The following is a 19,028-nucleotide window of genomic DNA, read 5'->3' on the forward strand; positions in this document are numbered from 1 at the left end:
CCAGGAGGCGCCCCATGGGAAAAATCACTGGTTTCCTGGAATTCGACCGTATTGAAGAGGCGCGCGAGCCAGCGACGGTACGCATCGGCCACCATCGCGAGTTCGTGCGCGGCCTGACCCCCGAACAGGCGCGCCGCCAGGGGGCACGCTGCATGGACTGCGGCACCCCCTTTTGCAGCCACGGCTGCCCTGTCGACAACATCATCCCGGACTTCAACGATCTCGTCTACCGGGATGATTGGCAGCGCGCCATGCAGGTCCTGCACTCTACCAACAATTTTCCAGAATTCACCGGCCGCATCTGCCCGGCACCCTGCGAGGCCGCGTGCACCCTGAACATCAACAGTCAGCCAGTCGGCATCAAGTCCATCGAACGCGCCATCATCGAACGCGCTTTTGCCGAGGGCTGGGTCAAGCCCCAACCGGCGCATCGCAAGACGGGGCGCCGGGTGGCGATCGTGGGTTCCGGCCCTGCGGGCCTGGCCGCCGCCCAGCAGCTGGCGCGCGCCGGCCATAGCGTCACCCTGTTCGAGAAGAACGAGCAGGTGGGCGGGTTACTGCGCCTGGGCATCCCCGACTTCAAGCTGGACAAATCAGTCATCGACCGCCGTCTGCGGCAGCTGCTGGCCGAAGGCGTCGTGATGCGTACCCGAACGCTGATCGGCGAACCCTGGATGCGGGCACGGCTGGCTCACCAGGCCACCCGAATCATCCCGGCCCGGCAGCTGCAGGCGGAATTCGACGCGATACTGCTGGCGGGCGGCGCGGAACATTCGCGCGACCTGCCCATGCCAGGACGCCACCTGTCGGGGGTGCATTTCGCCATGGCGTATCTGCCGCAGCAGAACCGCGTCAACGCGGGCTCATTGTCCACGGCGCCCATCTGCGCCAAGGGCAAGCGGGTGATCGTGATTGGCGGTGGCGACACCGGTTCGGACTGCGTGGGTACCGCCCGACGCCAGGGCGCAACCGACGTCGTCCAGTTCGAACTGCTGCCCATGCCGCCCGCGCAGGAAAACAAGCCGCTGACCTGGCCCTATTGGCCTTATAAGCTGCGCACCTCGTCCAGCCACGAAGAAGGCTGCCAGCGTGAATTCGCGATCGCCACCCAGGCTTTCCTGGGCGAGCGGGGCCACGTCACCGGCCTGAAAACCGTACAGGTGCGACACGAAGCCGGACGGCTCGTGCACGTGGCCGGCAGCGAACAGATCTGGCCAGCGGATCTCGTGCTCCTGGCCATGGGATTTACCGGTCCGATGCCCGACGTGTTGGCGCACTTCGACGTGCAGGCCGATCCCCGCGGCAATGCCGCAGCCAGCACCGAGGCGAGCGGCGGCTACGCCACCAATGTGCCATGCGTATTTGCCGCGGGCGACATGCGCCGCGGGCAATCGCTGGTGGTCTGGGCGATCCGTGAAGGCCGCCAGGCAGCACACGCCATCGACACTTTTCTGATGGGTCACTCCGACCTGCCCCGCTGAACCCGCTGCCACCATGATTCGAGCCAATCCCCACTACCAGAAACTGAACACCGACTACCTGTTCTCTGAGATCGCCCAGCGCATTCAGGCGTTCCAAGCGCGTCGGCCCGACACCGCACTGATCCATCTTGGCTTGGGCGACGTCACCGGGCCCCTGCCTGCGGCCTGCATTCGCGCCCTCCACGCAGCCGTTGACGAACTGTCCTGCCGGGACGGCTTTCGCGGCTACGGGCCTGAGCAAGGGTACGGATTTCTACGCGAAGCCATCGCACAGCACGACTTCCGGGTGCGCGGCGCGCCCATCTGTGCCGATGAAATTTTCATCAGCGAGGGGACCAAAGTCGATATAGGCAACATCCAGGCGCTCTTTGCGACAGACCTACGCGTCGCCATCCCGGATCCGGTGTATCCAGTCTACGTGGATACGAATGTCATGGCTGGCCGCACTGGCCCGGCCACCGGGGGCCGCTACTCGGGCCTGAGCTATCTGCCCTGTACGGCCGCCAACGGCTTCGTGCCGGAAATCCCCGACACCCCGGTCGACCTGATCTACCTGTGTTCCCCCAACAATCCTACGGGCGTCGCCCTGCGCCGCGAGCAGCTCCAGGCCTGGGTCGACCACGCCCGCGCGCACCAGGCGCTGATTCTCTTCGACGCCGCCTATGAGGCCTTCATCCGGGACAGCTCCCTGCCCCATTCCATCTACGAGATCCCCGGCGCCCGGGAAGTGGCCATCGAATTTCGCAGTTACTCGAAAACAGCGGGTTTCACGGGCGTACGCTGTGCCTACACCGTGGTTCCCAAGGACTGCATCGTCCGGCACCTGGATGGCACACCAGCGTCTGCGCACGCCCTGTGGCGCCGCCGGCACCAGACCCGCTCCAACGGGGTGTCGTATTTCGCGCAGCGCGCCGCCCAGGCCCTCTACACCCCGGAAGGACGACGGCAGGCCCGCGCCTTGTGCGACCAATACCTGGCCAATGCACGAACCTTGCGCACCGGCTTCCAACAACTGGGCCTGCCCTGCACCGGGGGCGAGCACTCGCCCTATGTCTGGATCGACACCGGGCAGGATGCCTGGGCGTTCTTTGACCTGCTGCTGGATCAGGCCGGCATCGTCTGCACACCGGGCAGCGGCTTTGGCCGCTGCGGCCAACGGCACATCCGTCTGAGCGCCTTCAACAGCGCAGAGAACACCGCCGAAGCGCTGGAGCGCATTGCCCAGGTCCTGGCCTGATCCATCCCCCTACGCTGCTGCCCGCCCATGCCCATCCACGCCGCCCTCCGACACCGCCTGTATCCGGCTCTGCCCGCCATCGCCGCCCAGTTCGGGACCCCCTTCCATCTGTATGACGAAGCCGGCATTCGCCATACGGGCAAACGCCTGCTGCGCGCCTTTGCCGACATTCCGGGCTTTCGCGAGTACTACGCCATCAAGGCATTGCCCAATCCCCACATCCTGGCGATCCTGCGCGACCTGGGTTTTGGGTTCGATTGCAGCTCGCAGGCCGAGCTGATGCTGGCACGCGGCATCGGGGCCCACGGCGACGCACTGATGTTCACCTCCAACAACGCTTCGCGCACCGATTTCGAAGCGGCGCTGGCGCAAGGCGGCTGCATCCTGAATCTGGACGATATAGGCGCGATCGGCAAGCTGCCCCACATGCCCGAGCTGCTGTGCGTTCGCTACAACCCCGGTCCATCGCGTCAGGGCAATAGCATCATCGGCCTTCCGGCAGAGGCCAAGTTCGGCGTGCCCCATCATCAACTGGAATCCACTTTTCGCCAGGCGATGGCGCGCGGCGCCTGCCGCTTCGGCCTGCACACCATGCTGGTGTCCAACGAACTGGATGATCGCTATATGGCGCAGACCATCGCCATGCTGCTCGACATCGTACAGCGCCTGGAAGACGCGCTGCAGATACGCTTCGAATTCATCAACATGGGGGGCGGGATCGGCATCCCCTACCACCCCGGCGATCGCGCCTTCAAACTCGAGGCGCTGGGCGAACACGCCCGGCACCTGCTGACGGCGCATCGTCTGGCGCGCAGCCATGCGCCAGCCCTGTACATGGAAAGCGGCCGCTACATCACGGGGCCACACGGTGTGCTGGTGACGCGCGTCATCAACATCAAACACAGTTACCGCCGCTTCATCGGCGTGGATGCCAGCATGTCCGCGCTGATGCGCCCCGGCATGTACGGCGCATATCACCACATCGAAGTGCCCGGCAAACCACGCCGCGCCGACGACCCACCCGTGGATGTGGTCGGCGCCCTATGCGAGAACAACGACAAGTTCGCCATCCAGCGCCGCCTGCCCCCCGTTGACGAGGGTGATTTATTGGTCATCCAGGACACCGGCGCCCACGGCCACGCCATGGGGTTCAATTACAACGGCCAGCTGCGCCCACAAGAGCTGCTGCTGCACGCAGACGGACAGGTCGAACGCATCCGCCGCGCCGAAACGCTGGATGACTACTTCGCAACGCTGGAACCGGCGCGGCCTGCAGGGTGACGGGCTGGATATGTAGATACCCAACAGTGGGTGTGAGCCGTGTGGCTCTATCGCGGGTGCTGCATGGGCGAGCAGCGATTTCAGTGGACATGGCCAGGCGCCTGGAGGCATGGCTGCGCAAGCCTAACGGGCGCGGCCCCAGCGCAGAGACATGGCTGCGCGGTCAAGTGGCTTATGAGCTGTGGCAGGCTGAGCATTCCGGGCGGGATGTGCAGGTCGAGCCAGCGCAGGCTGTGTCTGCTTGAGCAGGGAAAACCCGCCCGAAGGCGGCTGGGGCGTACCTAGTCGGGCTATGCGACCTCAGTTGTTCGGGAGCCAGGCTGGGCCTGCTGACAGGGCCTGGCAAGGTGCGTCGGGGTGAATCAGGTACGGACTTCCTGGCGTTGGAAGACGACGTACCCCGCTGTGAAAAGCAATACCACGGCGGCGATCAGGCCAGTGAATTGAGGCCAGACCAACGCCAGACTTTCAGACAGCGGCAACGGGCTGCCCAACAGCGCACCCTGAATCTGGGACAGGAAGACCGGACCCAGACTCCGTGTGGCTGGACTGAGCAGCGTGATGGCCGTGTCGTTGAATAGGGTCGACGGCGATATGTGTAGCAGGCCCTGTTGCCAAGCCAAGGTGTGTGTGTCGATGCCGCCCCTCAGGACAGCGAGCATGTCCGGCGGTGCGATCAGTTGCGCGATGCCTGGCGCCAGCATGGGCCAGAGCATGGCGCAAAACAGCCATAGACCCAGCGCGACCAGCGCCGCGGTCGAGGTGGAGCGGAAGATCACCGAGCACAGCAGCGCAACGGCAAGCCAGACACCCGAGTAGGCCAGGGTGGACACCAGAAAAGCCAGTGAGCGTAGGATCTCTTCACCGCTAGGTGGGACGCCCAGCAGGATCAGGCCGGCGCCCATGACCAATAGCCATAGGCAGATCAGGCAGACTGCCAGCGCCGCCAGGCCGGCCAGAAACTTACCCATCAGCAGGGCGTCCCGATAAATAGGTTGTGAGAGAATCCGGCTCATGGTGCGCCGGTTGTATTCGCCGTTGATGGTGTCGAACCCCAACCCGATGGCGACCAGCGGGATCAGGAACCCCAGTAGGGCAGCAAAAGAGGGCAGGGGCGCCTGCGCGTCGGTGAATAGGCGCAGAAATACGAAAGGGTCCGACGCCGTGGTTTGACGCAGCCCCTGGATGGCGCCGTACAGGGCAGCGGCCGCTGTCAGGACGATCAGCCATTCCAGCAGGCGCATACGTGCACTGCTGATATGGTCAGCCAGCTCTTTGGTAAAGACGGCTCCCAGCCCTCTCCAAGGAGAACCGATGCGGCGCGTACTCATTGGGTCTGATCCTCCGTGAACGTCTGCCGGTAGATGCGCTCCAGGCTGGGCTCATCCACCTTCAAGCTGCGCAGCTGCGCGCCGGCCAGAACGGCGGCCTGGGCGGCCTGGGCCCGGACATCAGTTTGCGCCGTAAGTATGTAGTGCCCATCGGTTGGCTTGTGGACCCTGGCCACGCCGGGTACTTGGGCCAGGGCAGCGCATAGGTCCGGCCCCTGGGCTTCGATCTGGATGGAATGGCTGTGGTCACCCAACACCTGCTGTGCCAGCGTCGAGACGCTGCCCATCAATACAATGTGGCCGGCGCGGAACAAGGCGACGCGATCGCAGATGCGCTGCATCTGATCTAGCAAGTGCGAGGACAGCAGCACCGTCACACCATCGTGGCGCAGCGATTCGATCAACTGCAGGAAGGATTCCGTGGACTGCGGATCCAGGCCCGATGTGGGTTCGTCCAGGATGGCGATGGCGGCCTGCTTCAGCAGGATTTCGGCCAAGCCCAGACGACGGCGCATACCGTGAGAGTACGTCCCGACGCGTTGGTCGATCTGTTTGTCGAGGGCGACCCGGGTCAGCGCTGCTTGGATCCGAGTATCGCGCTCGGCCTCTAGGATACCGAGCAATCGCGCGGTGTAGCGCAGATTGTCACGCGCACTCAGGCGGTCATAGAAGCCGACCGAATCTGGCATGTAGCCGACATGGCTTTTGACGGCCAGCGGGTTACGCCACGGGTCTTCTCCCAGTACCCGAACCTGGCCGCGCGTGGCCTCAGTCAACCCGAGCAGCATTAGGATAGTGGTCGTCTTGCCGGCCCCATTGGGCCCCAACAGCCCGAAGACTTCACCACGCTGCACCTCGAAGTTCAGACCATGGACGACGCGGTGTGGTCCGTAGTCTTTGCCCAGATTCTGGGCTTGGATGGCGATGTCTGTCATCATCGACGACCGTAACGTGCGACGGCCCCGATCAGGATGAGCAAGGCGATGGCGATCAGGATGGCACCGCTGATACCCCAGAGGCTGGAGGTTGTGACTGAGACCCGCAGATCACCGTTCGCCGACTGGCCTTCCGAGATGGCGTGCAATTTGACCATATAGTCGCCCGCCAGCGATTGGGCCGAAGGCGTGATATGCGTTTCTACCTCCATTGCCTTACCGGGTTCCAGTGACGCAATGTGATCCGGCTTGAAATCAATCTTCCAGCCTGTGGGTGTCGTGCCCGACAGCGCGATGTTCTGGGCTGTGGCCGTACCGCTATTTTGTAGCTTCAGGGGCACGGTGCTCAGGGTGTCGATTTGCGCCGTGGCACTCATCAGGCCGTCGCGGCCCGATAGATTGAGCGTAGGCTGGCCGGTAATGTCTAGCTTGAGTTCCGTCGTGGCCTGGACCCCGTCGCCCGCCACTTTGACTTGGATTTCGTGCTCCCCGGTCTTGACGGTCACAGGCGGGCGTACGTGCAATTTGACGGTCTTGGATTCACCAGGCTTGATCGGCACTGCACTGATTTGTTGGCTGCCGTAGCCTTCAGTAAAGGAGGTGTCGAAGTATTTCGGCGCTACGGCCGCCAGGCTAGCCAGGACCTGCTCACCGCTTTCGTTCTTGATTGTGAGCTGATAATCAAACGCCGTGTGGGCCGAGCCAGTCAATTGCGGTAGATCGGGTGTGACAGACAATTGGGCTGGCAGACGATCGGCCAGGCGGATATTCAGTGGCAAGCTTAGGTGCCAGGCGTCATTGCCCGCGCGAACCGTCAACGTCCGAGGGTCGCGCGCGCTGTCCTTGGGTACGTTGATGCGTAACTGCAGCGATAACGTGCTGTTGCTGGCGGGCATGGCCGCGGCAACCGGTCGGCCGTTGCCCATCAAGGTTGCCGTCCAGCCCTTGGGAACACCGTCGACCGACAGTGCCAGGGCCGTGGGCGCGGTATCCTGATTGTGCAGGCTCAAGGGGATGTTGGACGTTTGGCCTGCCTGGATCGTCTGCGACGGATAGTCAGTCGACAAATAAAGTCCGGGAGGAGTCGAATTCGCCGCCAGCGCAGTCGCCTGTAGGCAGAGGGTGCAGAGAGTACAGGCCCATAGGGCAAAGATTTTACGCATGATCTTTCTGGTTCTCCTGTCTGGCCGATCGTTGGATGGTGCCCGGCAACTACCTTGGCGGTGCACCGACCGTGCCAGGATGCAAGCCCTACTTCTGCTACCATCGCGTTCGACGGTTCCACCCTGGCTCCTTGTAGAGGGACAGGATTAGGCGTCAAACGGTTCAATCTAAAGTGAAACAAAATATCAAAGCTCGCCTGAACGCAGGATTCGGTTGCGACGTCGAGTTTCATTCATTCTTGAAATTTGGAATGATTACCGGCGTTCCGGCTAGTTGCGAAGTCTTGCGTACTGGTGCGAAAAGCGGGGGTTGACTTGCACATGCGGAGATTGTACTCCATAATCTCCGCATGAATAGCGGCGATTATAAATACATCTGGCAGGCCAGCGACTGGCCGGCTTGGCGCTTCGACCTGGCAGCACTGGCTGGAGCCATGGCCGAGGTTAGTCGTGCCCAAGGTCTGTTGATGGGGCGTCTGGCCGATGTCGGTCTGGCGTTACGCGGCCAGGCGAGCCTAGCGGCGCTCACCGAGGACGTGGTCAAGACCAGTGAGATCGAGGGCGTGCAACTCAGCGTCGAATCTGTGCGCTCGTCCATCGCGCGCAGGCTGGGCGTCGACATCGACGCGCTCGCTCCAGTCGATCGGCACGTTGAGGGCGTGGTCGAGATGGTGTTGGATGGCACGGCCAACTGCCAGGCACCGGTAACGCGAGAGCGGCTGTTCGGTTGGCATGCCGCACTGTTTCCCACCGGCTATTCCGGCCTTTCCAGGATCAAGGTCGGCGACTGGCGCGACGATGCCACCGGCCCGATGCAGGCGGTGTCCGGCCCCATCGGCCGCCAGCGGGTGCATTTCGAAGCGCCGCCTGCCGATCGCCTCGAGGCCGAAACCAGCCGCTTCCTCGACTGGCTGAATGGGGCATCGAACGAACCCCCGCTGCTCAAGGCCGGTCTCGGCCAGCTATGGTTCGTCACGTTGCACCCGTTCCACGACGGCAACGGTCGTATCGCCCGCGCCATCGGTGATTTGCTGCTAGCTCGCGCCGAAGGCAGTCCACAGCGGTTCTACAGTTTGTCGGCGCAGATCCAGCGCGAACGCAAGGCCTATTACGACATCCTGGAGCGGACCCAGAAACGGTCGCTGGACGTCACCGAGTGGCTCGCCTGGTTCCTCGATACTCTCCATCGCGCCGTCGATCAGGCACAGTACACACTCGACGCAGTGCTGACCAAAGCGCGATTCTGGCAGCGCTGGGCGACCACACCGCTACACGAGCGGCAGGTGAAGTTGCTGAACAAGCTGCTCGACGGCTTCGAAGGCAAGCTAACCAGCAGCAAGTGGGCGGCCATCGCCAAGTGTTCATCGGACACAGCGCTGCGCGACATCAACGATCTGCTGACGCGGGGCGTGCTACGCAAATCGGATGCGGGTGGGCGAAGTACCAGCTATGAGCTGAACGATCTGCCTGAGTGATTGCGAATACGGAATTGCCTTGGCTTGCTTTCGGAACAACGCCTTCATGGACTCCTGCCAACTCATTCGGATACGAATTATCTTTTCTAGCACATCCCCTCCTCCATTAATTTCTGGCCTTTTTTAATTCCTTAATTTCCGACAGCATCAGACAGCCGGTAATTAACAATTACTCGAGGCGCTTTTGAGAAAACGCCCGATACACCATCTTTGCCAGCATTCCCTGCATGGCAGCAAAAACCCGTTCATCCTTCAGCAGTTGGCCAGCAATCGAATTGTGCGCATCCTGGCTGTCCAAGATGATGTCGGTCAGCCGGTCCTTGAAGTCTCCCATCCGGAATTGCTCTTCCGTATTGTTCGCGGCCTGTTCAGCCAGCGTTTCGTCTTCCAGCAACTTGCCATGCAGCGTGGTGACGTAGCCGACCAGGTCGGCCTCGGTCAGGTCACCGGAGAACAGGTCGTTCATCTTCTCGACGACTTCAGCCAAGGGCTTTTTTTCGTCCTCAGCACCTTTCCCAGAACCCGCTTCTGAAATCGGCTGCAACTTCACGATTTCTCCGCTGGACAAATCCAGCCGCATTTGTCCAAGCCCCTGTAAACGATAGTGCGTCAAGCGAACATCCGAGTCCAGGTCTATCGCTCCTTCGGACGAGTGCTCCGCGATGCGGGGCATCAGGTTCTTGCCAAAGGCGTAGCGCTTCTCCAAGTCCGAATCGTTGTAGGGGACGATTTGGGAGAGGAAGTCGTACAGCCGCAAGAACGTCCCCAGGTCGCGGCGGAATTGTTCTGCGGCCTCTTCCTCCAACGAGTGGAAGCGGTCAGCGACGGGCTTGAGAAACTGGTGCAGGGATGCCTGCTTGCGCTTGGGGTCAAAGAACACCTGAGCGAACCCATCCACTTCTGCGGGGAAGTAGACGCCGGCCTGGTCCAGCTTGATTTGAAGCTCATGGACAACGTTGGGGTCCGTGACGTCCTCAAGTTCAGCGGCACGGTAATACGGTTTGAAGGACTCCAGGATTTCGTCGGGCTTGTTCACGAAATCGAGGACGAACGTGTCCTCCTTGCCAGGCAGGATGCGGTTCAACCGAGAGAGCGTCTGGACAGCCAACACGCCGGACAGGCGTTTGTCGACATACATGGTGTGCAGCAGGGGCTGGTCAAAGCCGGTCTGGTACTTGTTGGCCACCAGCAAAATGCGGTAATCATCCCCCTTGAAGGCCTCAGATGGCTCGGTACCCCCAATCCCTGGATTCATGCTGGCTTCTGTGAAATCATCCGGACCGGAATCAGGGTCCTCTACCTTGCCCGAGAACGCCACAAGGGTGCGCAGCTCCGTCTGGTAACCACGCTCTTTGATGTACCGGTCTATGGCCAGCTTATAGCGCACTGCGGCCTTGCGGCTGCCGGTGACCACCATAGCTTTCGCTCGACCACCAATTTTTGAGGCCACGTGCTCACGGAAGTGTTCGACGATGACGACGACCTTCTGGGCGATGTTATACGGATGCAAGATGGCGTATCGAGCAAGCACTGCCTTGGCTTTGCCCTGGGGAACGAGCTTTTCGTCTGACAGTGCGCCGAGCTTGTAGAACATCTTGTAGGACGTGTAATTCTTCAGCACGTCGAGGATGAAGCCCTCTTCGATGGCCTGGCGCATCGAATACACATGGAAAGGTTCCGGCAAGCCTGTCGCCGCATTGGTCCGGCCGAAGAGTTCCATCGTCTTGCCCTTCGGGGTCGCCGTGAAGGCGAAATATGACACATTCTTCGGACGCATCCGGGAGGACATCACCTCATTGACGACATCCTCGGACGTTACGTCTTCCGGGTCGATTTCAACATCCGCTGGCACCTCGACTGTTTCGCCATCCAACGCCACCTGAACCACAGGTGCTGACAATGGCTTTTCGCCAGAGGTCAGCGCGATTTTCATATTCCGAGCGGCCGTACCCGACTGGCTCGAGTGCGCCTCGTCGACGATGATGGCAAAGCGCTTGCCCTTCATCCCCTTCACCTTGTCCAGGATGAACGGGAATTTCTGGATGGTAGTGACCACCACGGGCGTGCCCTTCATCAGGGCTTCTGCCAGCTGCTGGCTGTTCTTGTCGATTTTCTGGACGACGCCGGACTTGTGTTCGAACTGGCTGATAGTTTCCTGCAGCTGTTTATCCAGCACGCGGCGGTCGGTGATGATGATGACCGAGTCGAAGATTTTATTGTCGTCAGCACCATGCAGATTGGCCATACGGTGTGCCGACCAGGCAATCGAATTCGATTTCCCCGAGCCAGCAGAGTGCTGAACCAGATAGACCTGGCCGGCGCCTTCCTGCGCCACCGTATCAACGAGATTTCGGACGACATCGAGCTGATGAAAGCGGGGGAAGATAAGCGTTTCCTTGACCCGCTTCTTGCCGGTTTTGGGGTCCTCATCCTGCTTGACCTCAAGGTGCAGGAAGTTGCCCAGGATATCGAGCCAGACGTCCTTGTCCCAGACCTGCTCCCAAAGGTACCAGGTCGGATAGCCCTTCCCCTCGGGCGCCGGCGGGTTGCCCACAGTAGCACCGCCCATGCCGTCGGGTCGGCCCAGATTGAACGGCAGAAAATAGGTTTTCTCGCCGTCCAGCTTTGTCGTCATGAACACTTCGTCGGTCGATACCGCGAAGTGGACGAGCGCCCGGGTCTTGAACTGCAAGAGGGCCTCTCGCTCTTTGGACTTGGCGTCCTTGGGCAAGCGGTCTTTCTTGTACTGGATGATGGCGTCCTTGATGTTCTGCGTGAGGTCGGTCTTGAGCTCAGCAGTGGACACAGGCAGGCCATTGACGAACAGCACCAGGTCGATGCTGTTCTCATTGTGCAGGCTGTAGTGCAACTGGCGGATGATCGTCAAACGGTTCTTTTCGTACCAAGCCCACAGCTGCGGGTTTTTCTTATTGGCAGGCCGGAACTGGCAGAGGAAGAACTTGGCATCCCGGTCCTTGAAGCCGTGGCGCAGCAGGTGCAGCGTGCCGTGCTTATCGAGCTGCTCGGCCACGCGCTTCACCAACATGGCTTCGGACTGGCCATTGTGCCACTTCTTGAACTTGGCCCACTCCGCAGGCTGCGTCTCCTGGACAAAGGCCAGGAGGTCGTCTGGGAACAGGGCAAGCTCGCGGCTATAGGATGCGGCCTCCTTCGGATGCGTGAAAACCGTCCAGCCATTTGCGGCCAGGTGGTCGCAAAGTTCATTTTCGAAGATGCGTTCAGTGTGGACGTTTGATAGCTTGACCATACCCAACCTCTCCTATCCGTCAGTGGTGGCGAGGTTCGTGCCTCGCTTCAGCTCATCCAGGGTTATGCCTTTGTCATTTTTCCACTCGCGCCAGCCATTGGCTGCGGCGCCGACAATAGCGGCTGCGGCGCCACTGGGCGTTCCAAATAAAACGTCCTCTTTGAAAACCAGCACACCGTCTTCCAGTGCGACCTTGCCTTCTTGCATCAGGGTTTCACGATGCTTGGCGTAGGCCTGATGGAGATAGGCTTTGCGCACAGTTCCTCTGCCGACAGAGCCCTTGAGCACAACGAATCCTTCCTCTGTGTATTCACCCACGGCCTTGGTACCAGCGCGGTTGCAGTAGAACAGCTCGGTATCTTTGGTTGACCGTCCCTCACCGGACGACAATGACTTAAAGACCGGATACCCCAGTGTTGCCAGGAGGGTGCGACCGGTATCGAAGATTTCGTGACAATCCGCCTCCAGCGGCGCGGGCGTGTGAGGCTTGCTGCCATCATTGCCGTTCTCTGTCTGATAGCGGCCGATTGCCTTGGCCTGCTGGATACACAGCCACTCCAGAAAAAGTGCATGCGTCTGTGTAAGGCTATTGGTGCGGGAGATGAGGACAACAGCCCGCTGCCAGAAGTCTTTTTCCTTGTTGTGCAGGGCCAAGCGCTTGCGCAAGTCTCCGGTCTGGCCGATATAGAGCTTTGGGGAGATTCCGTCTTCACCCTGTCCGAACAGGAAATAGACCGCTACCTGGCCGCTCTCCGGCATCGCGATGAAATCTGGAAGGAGTTTTCTGGGGACTTCGATAGCCTGGACGATGCGCGTGGTGATTTCGGCCACACGGATTCCCTGCGGGTCACCTGCAGGGAGGAATATCTGGATGGTCTTTGCTTGCGACATCAGCACTTTTGACCTCTACTAGCCCAAGGGAACCGGGACAAGCGTTTTGTGTAGGTACAGCGGATGCCCAGGCTGGCCCGCTTTCGTAACAGTCAAGGCATGCAGCGAGGGAATCAACGCCCTAACTGCCATACCGCGGCCCTGATAGATACCTTTATTGCCCCAGGCAGCCACAATGATTCGAGCGTCACGAGCCAATGCCAGTAGGTGCTTATCGTTCTCTGCTCCCACCGGGTCATTCGCCGCCATCATCTCTGCTGGATTCGTCGCTCGATACGCGAATAAATTGCCCATCACCAAGCCGCCGTACCCCCAGCTCCGCGCAAAAGACACACATCGGCGGATAGTGGGGTCGTCTTCCACCTCGTCTGCCGTACTCGGATTCAGGCCGATAAACATTGCATAACCAAGACCCGGCTCGCCCCACCAGCGCGAAAGGCTGTAGCGATAGCGTCTGCAGTCTGAAAGCACCGCAGTTTTCTTCGACAACGATTGGTCAGTCATGCTGCCTCCAGGCGAAAACTATTGATATCAATCTGGCCAGTCACGGCGGCTGAAATTAGGGATGAGCGGTACTCCTTCAATTTAGAGCAATGCTCATCAGCGTGTTGTTGGAGAGCATCGATTTTTCTCATCACCTCGTCTAGATGACGAACAATAGACACCTGTTCCACATATGGAGGGAAAGGAAAACGGTAACGACGGAATGCTTCTGCGGTTAAGTGAGCTATGGTTGCCTTTTCTCTGGAATCGAAGCGTCCACGCTTCGCGCTGTCATACAGCGCATAGAACAGGAAGCGTGGCACATCGGTTCTAGCATCTCGCGGCCTCACCCTGTGTAATGCCTTTTGATACCCAATCACTTCCGCGGGTGATGTCCAAATTGCCGCTCTCCCAACCTCCCCGCCCTCACAGACCAGCAAGTCTCCCACGCGAAGGGTGTAACGCTCTAGTTCATATGGGGCAAAATCCATCATAGGGAGCCCTTCCATATTCACTCTATCCCATTGAACATCCGTATTTCGAAGATAGGGCAAGAGATGCTCACCACTTATCCTCTTTTCATCTAGCATTTTTCCGAGCTGAACCTCATAGCGATAATTTAGAGGACAGAATGACCAATGCGCGGGAACACTACTAAACCACTCGTCTCTCGTACTTTTAAGAGCACTCCCAGCAACAGAACTTTGGGATAAAGCCGCATATATCCGGGCAAGGCGCAACTCTTCGAGTTGTTCGCTCAATTTTTCTTTTCCTGCAATCAAAGCATCAATCCGCGCCGTCTGCTCGTCGAGGAAGTTGGCAATGTGCTGCTGTTCAGTTAAAGGGGGCATTGCAAAAGAAAGTCGAGAAATATCTCCCATACCTATATTTTTTTGCGTATTTGAATTGCAAAGGTCGTCAATCTGCTGCTGAAGTCCGGGCGTTTTGAGAACATACTCTACAAATCCACTATCAGCCCTAAACAGGTCCAATCTAATTAGGGCAAGAGGCGACCAAATTGCGAATTCGACATTATTGGATACCCGTGCAATCTTACCGGTCGACGCAGCTTTGCCCATGAGAATGTCACCTTGCTCAGGAGCGGCTTTTCGTCGATATTCGTTAAACGCAGATTCATCGATAAATCGACAGCCCTCAAGTATTAGTCTGCCGTCTTGAATAGCATCCACTGATAAGAAAGGATACCCCTCATCCACAAATATCGGAGTTTCGTGAGGACCATCTGTAATGGGCGCTCGAAGCACATCCTTAAGACGGACATCCTTCCAATGCGATGGGACTCTTCCGATATACGGACTAGCCGATGTCCTAAATCCGCCCATCACGCCACCACTCCCTTCAAGAGTTCAATAAACCGCTCCTCCATCTTCTTGATTTCAGCAGCAATGACCTCAGGCGCTCGCGGCGGCTTATAGACATAGAAATAGCGGTTGAAGTTGATTTCGTAGCCGACTTTACCGGGCAAGCCATCTTTCTCGTCCCGGATGGTTTCATTCACCCATGCATCCCCCACATGGGGCAAGACCTCGCGCTGCATATAGGCCTTGATGTCCTCGCCCAAGGGGATATTCTCGGTATCCCGAAGCTCAGGGTCGTAGGGCTTCTCGCCCTTCTTGAGTTTCTTTGCGGTCTTCCCGGGCGCCAGCGGGCGGTCCACTGTCACCTTGCGGTAACCAAAAAAGGTGTTCTCGAACACCTTCGAAACGCAGCGCAGGGGCTCCTGCTCCGTCTTCTCGTCGCCGTTTTTGACTGGCTCCTGATATTCCAGCGTGAAGCTGGCGTCGGGCTTGAACTCCGAATAGACCTTCACGATTTCCGTAATCTGCTCGTCCGTAATCTCGACCCGTTTGCTGCCAAGGCTCTTGCGGCGCTTCTCGTACATACGCGTGGCATCAATGAGCTGCACGCGCCCCTTGCGCTCAAGCTTCTTCGTGTTGTCCAGCAGCCAGATGTAGGTGGCAATGCCCGTGTTGTAAAACAGGTCGTTCGGCAGCGCGATAATAGCCTCGACGAGGTCGTTCTCCAGGAGGTATCGCCGGATTTCGGATTCGCCAGAGCCTGCGTCACCAGTAAACAGGGGACTGCCGTTCAGGACGATGCCAACGCGGCTCCCGCCTTCAGAGGGCTGGCGCATCTTGGACACCAGGTGCATCAGGAACAGCAAGGAGCCGTCAGAGATGCGGGGCAGGCCTGGGCCGAACCTGCCGGCAAAGCCCTTTTCGGACTCGGCCTTCACGGCAGATTGCACCTTCTTCCAGTCCACGCCGAACGGCGGGTTGGAGAGCATGTAATCGAACTTCTGGCCGATGAACCCGTCTGCCGACAGCGTGTTGCCCATCACAATATTCTTGGGGTCTTGCCCCTTGACGAGCATGTCCGCCTTACAGATGGCGTAGGACTCGGGATTCAACTCTTGGCCGAACAGCACCAGCTTCGCTGAGCTATTGATGCCGGCAATTTCGTTATCCGCGACGGACAGCATCCCACCAGTGCCGGCAGTGGGGTCGTAGAGCGACCGAATGATGCCGGGCTTGGACAGCGCCTCATCGTCGCCTGCAAACAGGCAGTGCACGATGAGCTTGATGACCTCGCGGGGCGTGAAGTGCTCCCCGGCGGTTTCGTTCGACGCTTCCGAGAACTTCCGAATCAGCTCCTCGAAGACCAGGCCCATCGTCTCATTGGGCACAACCGAGGGGTGCAGGTCGATTTCCGCGAACTTCTGCGCGACCAGGTACAGCAGGTCGTTTTCATCTAGCTCGGTCACGCGGTCGGTAAACTTGAGACGCTCGAACACATCCCGGGCGTCAGCGGAGAAGTCGCCGATGTAAGCAATGAGGTTGTGGCGGATGTTAGAGGGATCATCCAGCAGGCCAGGCACCGTGAAGGGGCTCACGTTGTAGAAGGACTGCTTGCTCTTGCGCGGCAGGATGAGGTCCAGGTTGATGCCCGAGTTTTTCTTCTTCTCGTACTCGGCCAGTACGTCCTTCTTGGTATCAGCCAGGACGCAATCCAGGCGCCGCAGTAGCGTGAAGGGAAGGATGACCTTGCCGTAGTCGGCCTGCTTGTAGTCACCGCGCAGGAGGTCTGCGACCGACCAGATGAAGTTTGCGAGTTCTGAGAAATTTTGTGCCATACCGCGTCATTGCCTGATTGTTGCCTGCTGGGGTGCAGAGTCGGGTTTTATGCCTCTTGGGCATCCCCCCCTCTCGCCATACCTAACGGACATGGTAACCGCAGATGACAGGATGTGGCGCTCCGACTCCATTGCCCGCCCGCACCAACGCACACGCAAAAAAAGGGGTACTTCTTTCGGGAAGCACCCCTTTTACACAGCTTTGAAAGGTTTTAGCTTAGCTGTTCTGGTGGCGGACGGTTGCCGCCTGAAAAAACGGCGGTCTGGATTAGATAGCACTCGCGCTGGTTGCTGCGGGCTGGCGGGTGTATAAGCGGCAGAGCCAGTTTCAGCGCGCGTCTGTGCCGGGGTTTGTCTCCAGCCAACGCGGCCCGAGTGCAGTCAGGCGGTAGCGTTGCTTGCTGCTGCGGGGTGTGTCAGGCAGGGTCATTTCCACCAGTCCTGATCGAAGGGCGGGTAGCAGGTAGTGGGATGCGGTGCACGCACTGATCGAAGAACTGGTCACGCAGCAGATCGTGGCGGCGCTGTCGGCCCCGCAGCTGGTGCAAGCCGCGTGGGATCGGATGCAGCACATCCGGCCTGATCTCACCGAGCCGCAAGTCGTGCTGCCAATGCGCAATTTGGCAGGGCTGTGGCGGGATTTGTTCCCTGCCGAGCAGTGCCGACTGGCACAACTGCTGATCGAGCGCGTGATGATTGCCAACGGCGGGCTCGAAATCATCTGGCGCGATCAGGGCCGGCAGGATCTGGCCGCAGAGCTTGCACCCGGCACCATCGGCGCGGAATTGCAGGAATGGGAACAGCAGGAGGAAACGGTATGAAGCCGAAAGTGCAGACCTTGGGTGCAGCCGTCGCCCGCGAGCGCCAGGATGGCAGGCAGACAGGTGAAGCTGTCCACCTTCATCCCGCTCAAGATCCGCAAACGCGGCGGCAGCAAGGTGGCGATTCGTCCCGACGGCCAACTGGATGCGCCGGGGAAAATCGCCACGCAGATCGACCAACCCTTGCTGGTCGCGCTCTCGCGGGCCTTCTACTGGCAGCAGTTGCTCGATGATAGGGTTGTGAGCAGCGGCAGCGAGAGGTGGTGGCGGGGTTTGATGCGTAATCGGGTTACGAGCCCTCGATGACCCGAGCCACGTCACCTTGGCATTCGGCGCACTTGCCCACCAGCAGCAAATCACCTCTGTTGATGGCGCCGGTGAAATTGGTGATGGTTGTTTCGTGGCGACACTGGCCGCACCAGACATTGGACAGCAGGCGCTGGCGGATGTCGGCAGGGATCGATTCCCAGCGCTGGCGGGCTGGCTTGGTGAAAGTGGGCAGTGATTCAATCGCCACGGATCACTCCTCGAACAATCCGGAGTGCGTGCCTGCCCGCACAAAGATGATGGCGTTTCCATCCGGACGGTAGATGAGCAGGAAGTCGCCGCCGATATGACATTCGCGGTGATCGGCCCAATCGCCCTTGAGTGGGTGATCCAGCCATTCGGGGCCCAGCGGCGCATCGTTGCCGATGAGCAGCAGCATCGCCTCCTTCAGACGCTTCAGGTCGTATCGGCCTGAGCGCGAGAGGCGCTCCCAGTCTTTGAGGAAGGCCTTGGTGTAATCGCACACCCTGGGCGGCGCTACCCGCTTACTGCTGGCGGGCTTTTTCGAGGGCATCGATCAGAGCGTCGGCAGATTCAAAACGGATGCTGCGCGCCTTGGCCATGGCGCGAGCTTCTTCCATCGCTGCGCGGGTCTGGGCGTTGGGCACCTTCAACTCCAGCGGAAATGCTTGGTCGTTGACCACGCGCTTGAGCAGGATGCGAACAGCGTCGGACATGGATAGCCCCATGGCTGCGAGCGCCTCGCCGGCTTGTTTCTTGATTTCGTCGTCCACTCGGACGTGAAGCATCGTGGAACGGGCCATGGTCAGATCCTCCGTTTCTATTATTATGTATCTCGATTGCGATACGGTCAAGCGGCTACTGATGATGCTCTATAAGCGTTCGATGCCTGACCGCTGACCTTGGTTGACGATGGACCGGTGCGCGTAAGTGGTTGATTTTTCGAGAGCGCCATCTGCGCCTACCCGCAGGCCGAACAGAGAAAAGAGACGGCTCTGAGGCTGAAAACGCTAAAAATCGGGCGTTTCGACAGATGGGTACCCGCAGCACAGATGGCCAGAACCCCGCGTGGCGTGGAGATTTGGGGCAAGAAAAAAGGGCTCTCCATCACGAACGGGGGACAGCGACATTCATTAGACTTGTTTTTGCGAAGAACACGTTTAATGGAGTCAATGCCGATGTCCCCAATCGATTCTATCCTAGGAATGGACGGCCTGAGC

18 protein-coding genes are annotated in these 19,028 nt (G+C 59.6%); 6 read left to right on the top strand and 12 right to left on the bottom strand.

The window, feature by feature from the left end; translation table 11 throughout:
* Nucleotides 1–14 precede the first annotated feature (14 nt).
* The 3 genes from WCZ84_RS01220 to WCZ84_RS01230 are packed head-to-tail and all read left to right on the top strand — an operon-like array spanning nucleotide 15 to nucleotide 3,999.
* A complete protein-coding gene (locus WCZ84_RS01220) occupies nucleotides 15–1,481 on the top strand; it encodes a glutamate synthase subunit beta (RefSeq protein ID WP_372684430.1) in 1,467 nt (488 codons plus the stop codon).
* Nucleotides 1,482–1,494: 13 nt separating this feature from the next.
* The gene (locus WCZ84_RS01225; RefSeq protein WP_372684431.1) at nucleotides 1,495–2,718 is read left to right on the top strand and encodes an LL-diaminopimelate aminotransferase; all 1,224 of its coding nucleotides are present in this window, start codon (nucleotides 1,495–1,497) and stop codon (nucleotides 2,716–2,718) included.
* A gap of 27 nt (nucleotides 2,719–2,745) precedes the next feature.
* On the top strand, nucleotides 2,746–3,999 hold the full coding sequence (locus WCZ84_RS01230) for a diaminopimelate decarboxylase (RefSeq protein WP_372684432.1): 1,254 nt from the start codon (nucleotides 2,746–2,748) through the stop codon (nucleotides 3,997–3,999).
* A 362-nt stretch (nucleotides 4,000–4,361) separates the two neighbouring features.
* Here WCZ84_RS01230 and WCZ84_RS01235 read toward each other — a convergent pair whose 3' ends face one another.
* From WCZ84_RS01235 to WCZ84_RS01245, 3 genes are read right to left on the bottom strand one after another with little or no spacing between them, the layout of a single operon-like run.
* Nucleotides 4,362–5,330 carry an ABC transporter permease gene (locus WCZ84_RS01235; RefSeq protein ID WP_372684433.1) on the bottom strand — a complete coding sequence of 323 codons (969 nt, stop codon included), beginning with the start codon at nucleotides 5,328–5,330 and terminating at the stop codon, nucleotides 4,362–4,364.
* The gene (locus WCZ84_RS01240) at nucleotides 5,327–6,268 is read right to left on the bottom strand and encodes an ABC transporter ATP-binding protein (RefSeq protein WP_372684434.1); all 942 of its coding nucleotides are present in this window, start codon (nucleotides 6,266–6,268) and stop codon (nucleotides 5,327–5,329) included. Before WCZ84_RS01240 ends, WCZ84_RS01235 begins: the two co-directional genes overlap by 4 nt.
* Entirely contained in the window at nucleotides 6,265–7,428 is a 1,164-nt protein-coding gene (locus WCZ84_RS01245) for an NEW3 domain-containing protein (protein WP_372684435.1), read from the bottom strand. The genes WCZ84_RS01240 and WCZ84_RS01245 overlap by 4 nt, the downstream gene beginning before the upstream one ends.
* A 350-nt stretch (nucleotides 7,429–7,778) precedes the next feature.
* On the opposite strand from WCZ84_RS01245, the gene WCZ84_RS01250 reads away from it, so the two are divergent.
* Nucleotides 7,779–8,903 carry a Fic family protein gene (locus tag WCZ84_RS01250; RefSeq protein WP_372684436.1) on the top strand — a complete coding sequence of 375 codons (1,125 nt, stop codon included), beginning with the start codon at nucleotides 7,779–7,781 and terminating at the stop codon, nucleotides 8,901–8,903.
* A gap of 169 nt (nucleotides 8,904–9,072) precedes the next feature.
* Here WCZ84_RS01250 and WCZ84_RS01255 read toward each other — a convergent pair whose 3' ends face one another.
* The 6 genes from WCZ84_RS01255 to WCZ84_RS01280 all read right to left on the bottom strand — a co-directional run bounded on the left by WCZ84_RS01255 (nucleotide 9,073) and on the right by WCZ84_RS01280 (nucleotide 17,273).
* Nucleotides 9,073–12,171 (bottom strand): type I restriction endonuclease subunit R, encoded by a 3,099-nt coding sequence (locus WCZ84_RS01255; protein ID WP_372684437.1) that lies wholly within the window; start codon nucleotides 12,169–12,171, stop codon nucleotides 9,073–9,075.
* A 12-nt stretch (nucleotides 12,172–12,183) separates the two neighbouring features.
* Nucleotides 12,184–13,062 carry a GIY-YIG nuclease family protein gene (locus tag WCZ84_RS01260; protein ID WP_372684438.1) on the bottom strand — a complete coding sequence of 293 codons (879 nt, stop codon included), beginning with the start codon at nucleotides 13,060–13,062 and terminating at the stop codon, nucleotides 12,184–12,186.
* Between the two features lie 18 nt (nucleotides 13,063–13,080).
* Nucleotides 13,081–13,566 carry a DUF1643 domain-containing protein gene (locus WCZ84_RS01265; protein WP_372684439.1) on the bottom strand — a complete coding sequence of 162 codons (486 nt, stop codon included), beginning with the start codon at nucleotides 13,564–13,566 and terminating at the stop codon, nucleotides 13,081–13,083.
* Complete coding sequence (locus WCZ84_RS01270; protein WP_372684448.1) at nucleotides 13,563–14,888, bottom strand: restriction endonuclease subunit S; 1,326 nt, start codon at nucleotides 14,886–14,888, stop codon at nucleotides 13,563–13,565. The genes WCZ84_RS01265 and WCZ84_RS01270 overlap by 4 nt, the downstream gene beginning before the upstream one ends.
* A complete protein-coding gene (locus WCZ84_RS01275; RefSeq protein WP_372684440.1) occupies nucleotides 14,888–16,699 on the bottom strand; it encodes an N-6 DNA methylase in 1,812 nt (603 codons plus the stop codon). The genes WCZ84_RS01270 and WCZ84_RS01275 overlap by 1 nt, the downstream gene beginning before the upstream one ends.
* 328 nt (nucleotides 16,700–17,027) lie before the next feature.
* Nucleotides 17,028–17,273, bottom strand: a complete 246-nt coding sequence (locus tag WCZ84_RS01280; protein WP_372684441.1) for a Fic family protein — start codon at nucleotides 17,271–17,273, stop codon at nucleotides 17,028–17,030.
* Between WCZ84_RS01280 and WCZ84_RS01285 the strand changes: the two genes are divergently transcribed.
* Nucleotides 17,176–17,520, top strand: a complete 345-nt coding sequence (locus WCZ84_RS01285) for a hypothetical protein (RefSeq protein ID WP_372684449.1) — start codon at nucleotides 17,176–17,178, stop codon at nucleotides 17,518–17,520. The genes WCZ84_RS01280 and WCZ84_RS01285 overlap by 98 nt on opposite strands.
* A 63-nt stretch (nucleotides 17,521–17,583) precedes the next feature.
* Complete coding sequence (locus tag WCZ84_RS01290; protein ID WP_372684442.1) at nucleotides 17,584–17,826, top strand: hypothetical protein; 243 nt, start codon at nucleotides 17,584–17,586, stop codon at nucleotides 17,824–17,826.
* Here the strand turns inward: WCZ84_RS01290 and WCZ84_RS01295 are convergent.
* From WCZ84_RS01295 to WCZ84_RS01305, 3 genes are read right to left on the bottom strand one after another with little or no spacing between them, the layout of a single operon-like run.
* On the bottom strand, nucleotides 17,810–18,037 hold the full coding sequence (locus WCZ84_RS01295; protein ID WP_372684443.1) for a hypothetical protein: 228 nt from the start codon (nucleotides 18,035–18,037) through the stop codon (nucleotides 17,810–17,812). The genes WCZ84_RS01290 and WCZ84_RS01295 overlap by 17 nt on opposite strands.
* A 3-nt stretch (nucleotides 18,038–18,040) precedes the next feature.
* On the bottom strand, nucleotides 18,041–18,361 hold the full coding sequence (locus WCZ84_RS01300) for a type II toxin-antitoxin system YafQ family toxin (RefSeq protein WP_372684444.1): 321 nt from the start codon (nucleotides 18,359–18,361) through the stop codon (nucleotides 18,041–18,043).
* The gene (locus WCZ84_RS01305; RefSeq protein WP_372684445.1) at nucleotides 18,333–18,611 is read right to left on the bottom strand and encodes a type II toxin-antitoxin system RelB/DinJ family antitoxin; all 279 of its coding nucleotides are present in this window, start codon (nucleotides 18,609–18,611) and stop codon (nucleotides 18,333–18,335) included. The genes WCZ84_RS01300 and WCZ84_RS01305 overlap by 29 nt, the downstream gene beginning before the upstream one ends.
* Nucleotides 18,612–19,028: the final 417 nt, after the last annotated feature.

The organism is Castellaniella sp. (assembly GCF_041675725.1).
Taxonomy (GTDB): Bacteria; Pseudomonadota; Gammaproteobacteria; order Burkholderiales; family Burkholderiaceae_B; genus Castellaniella.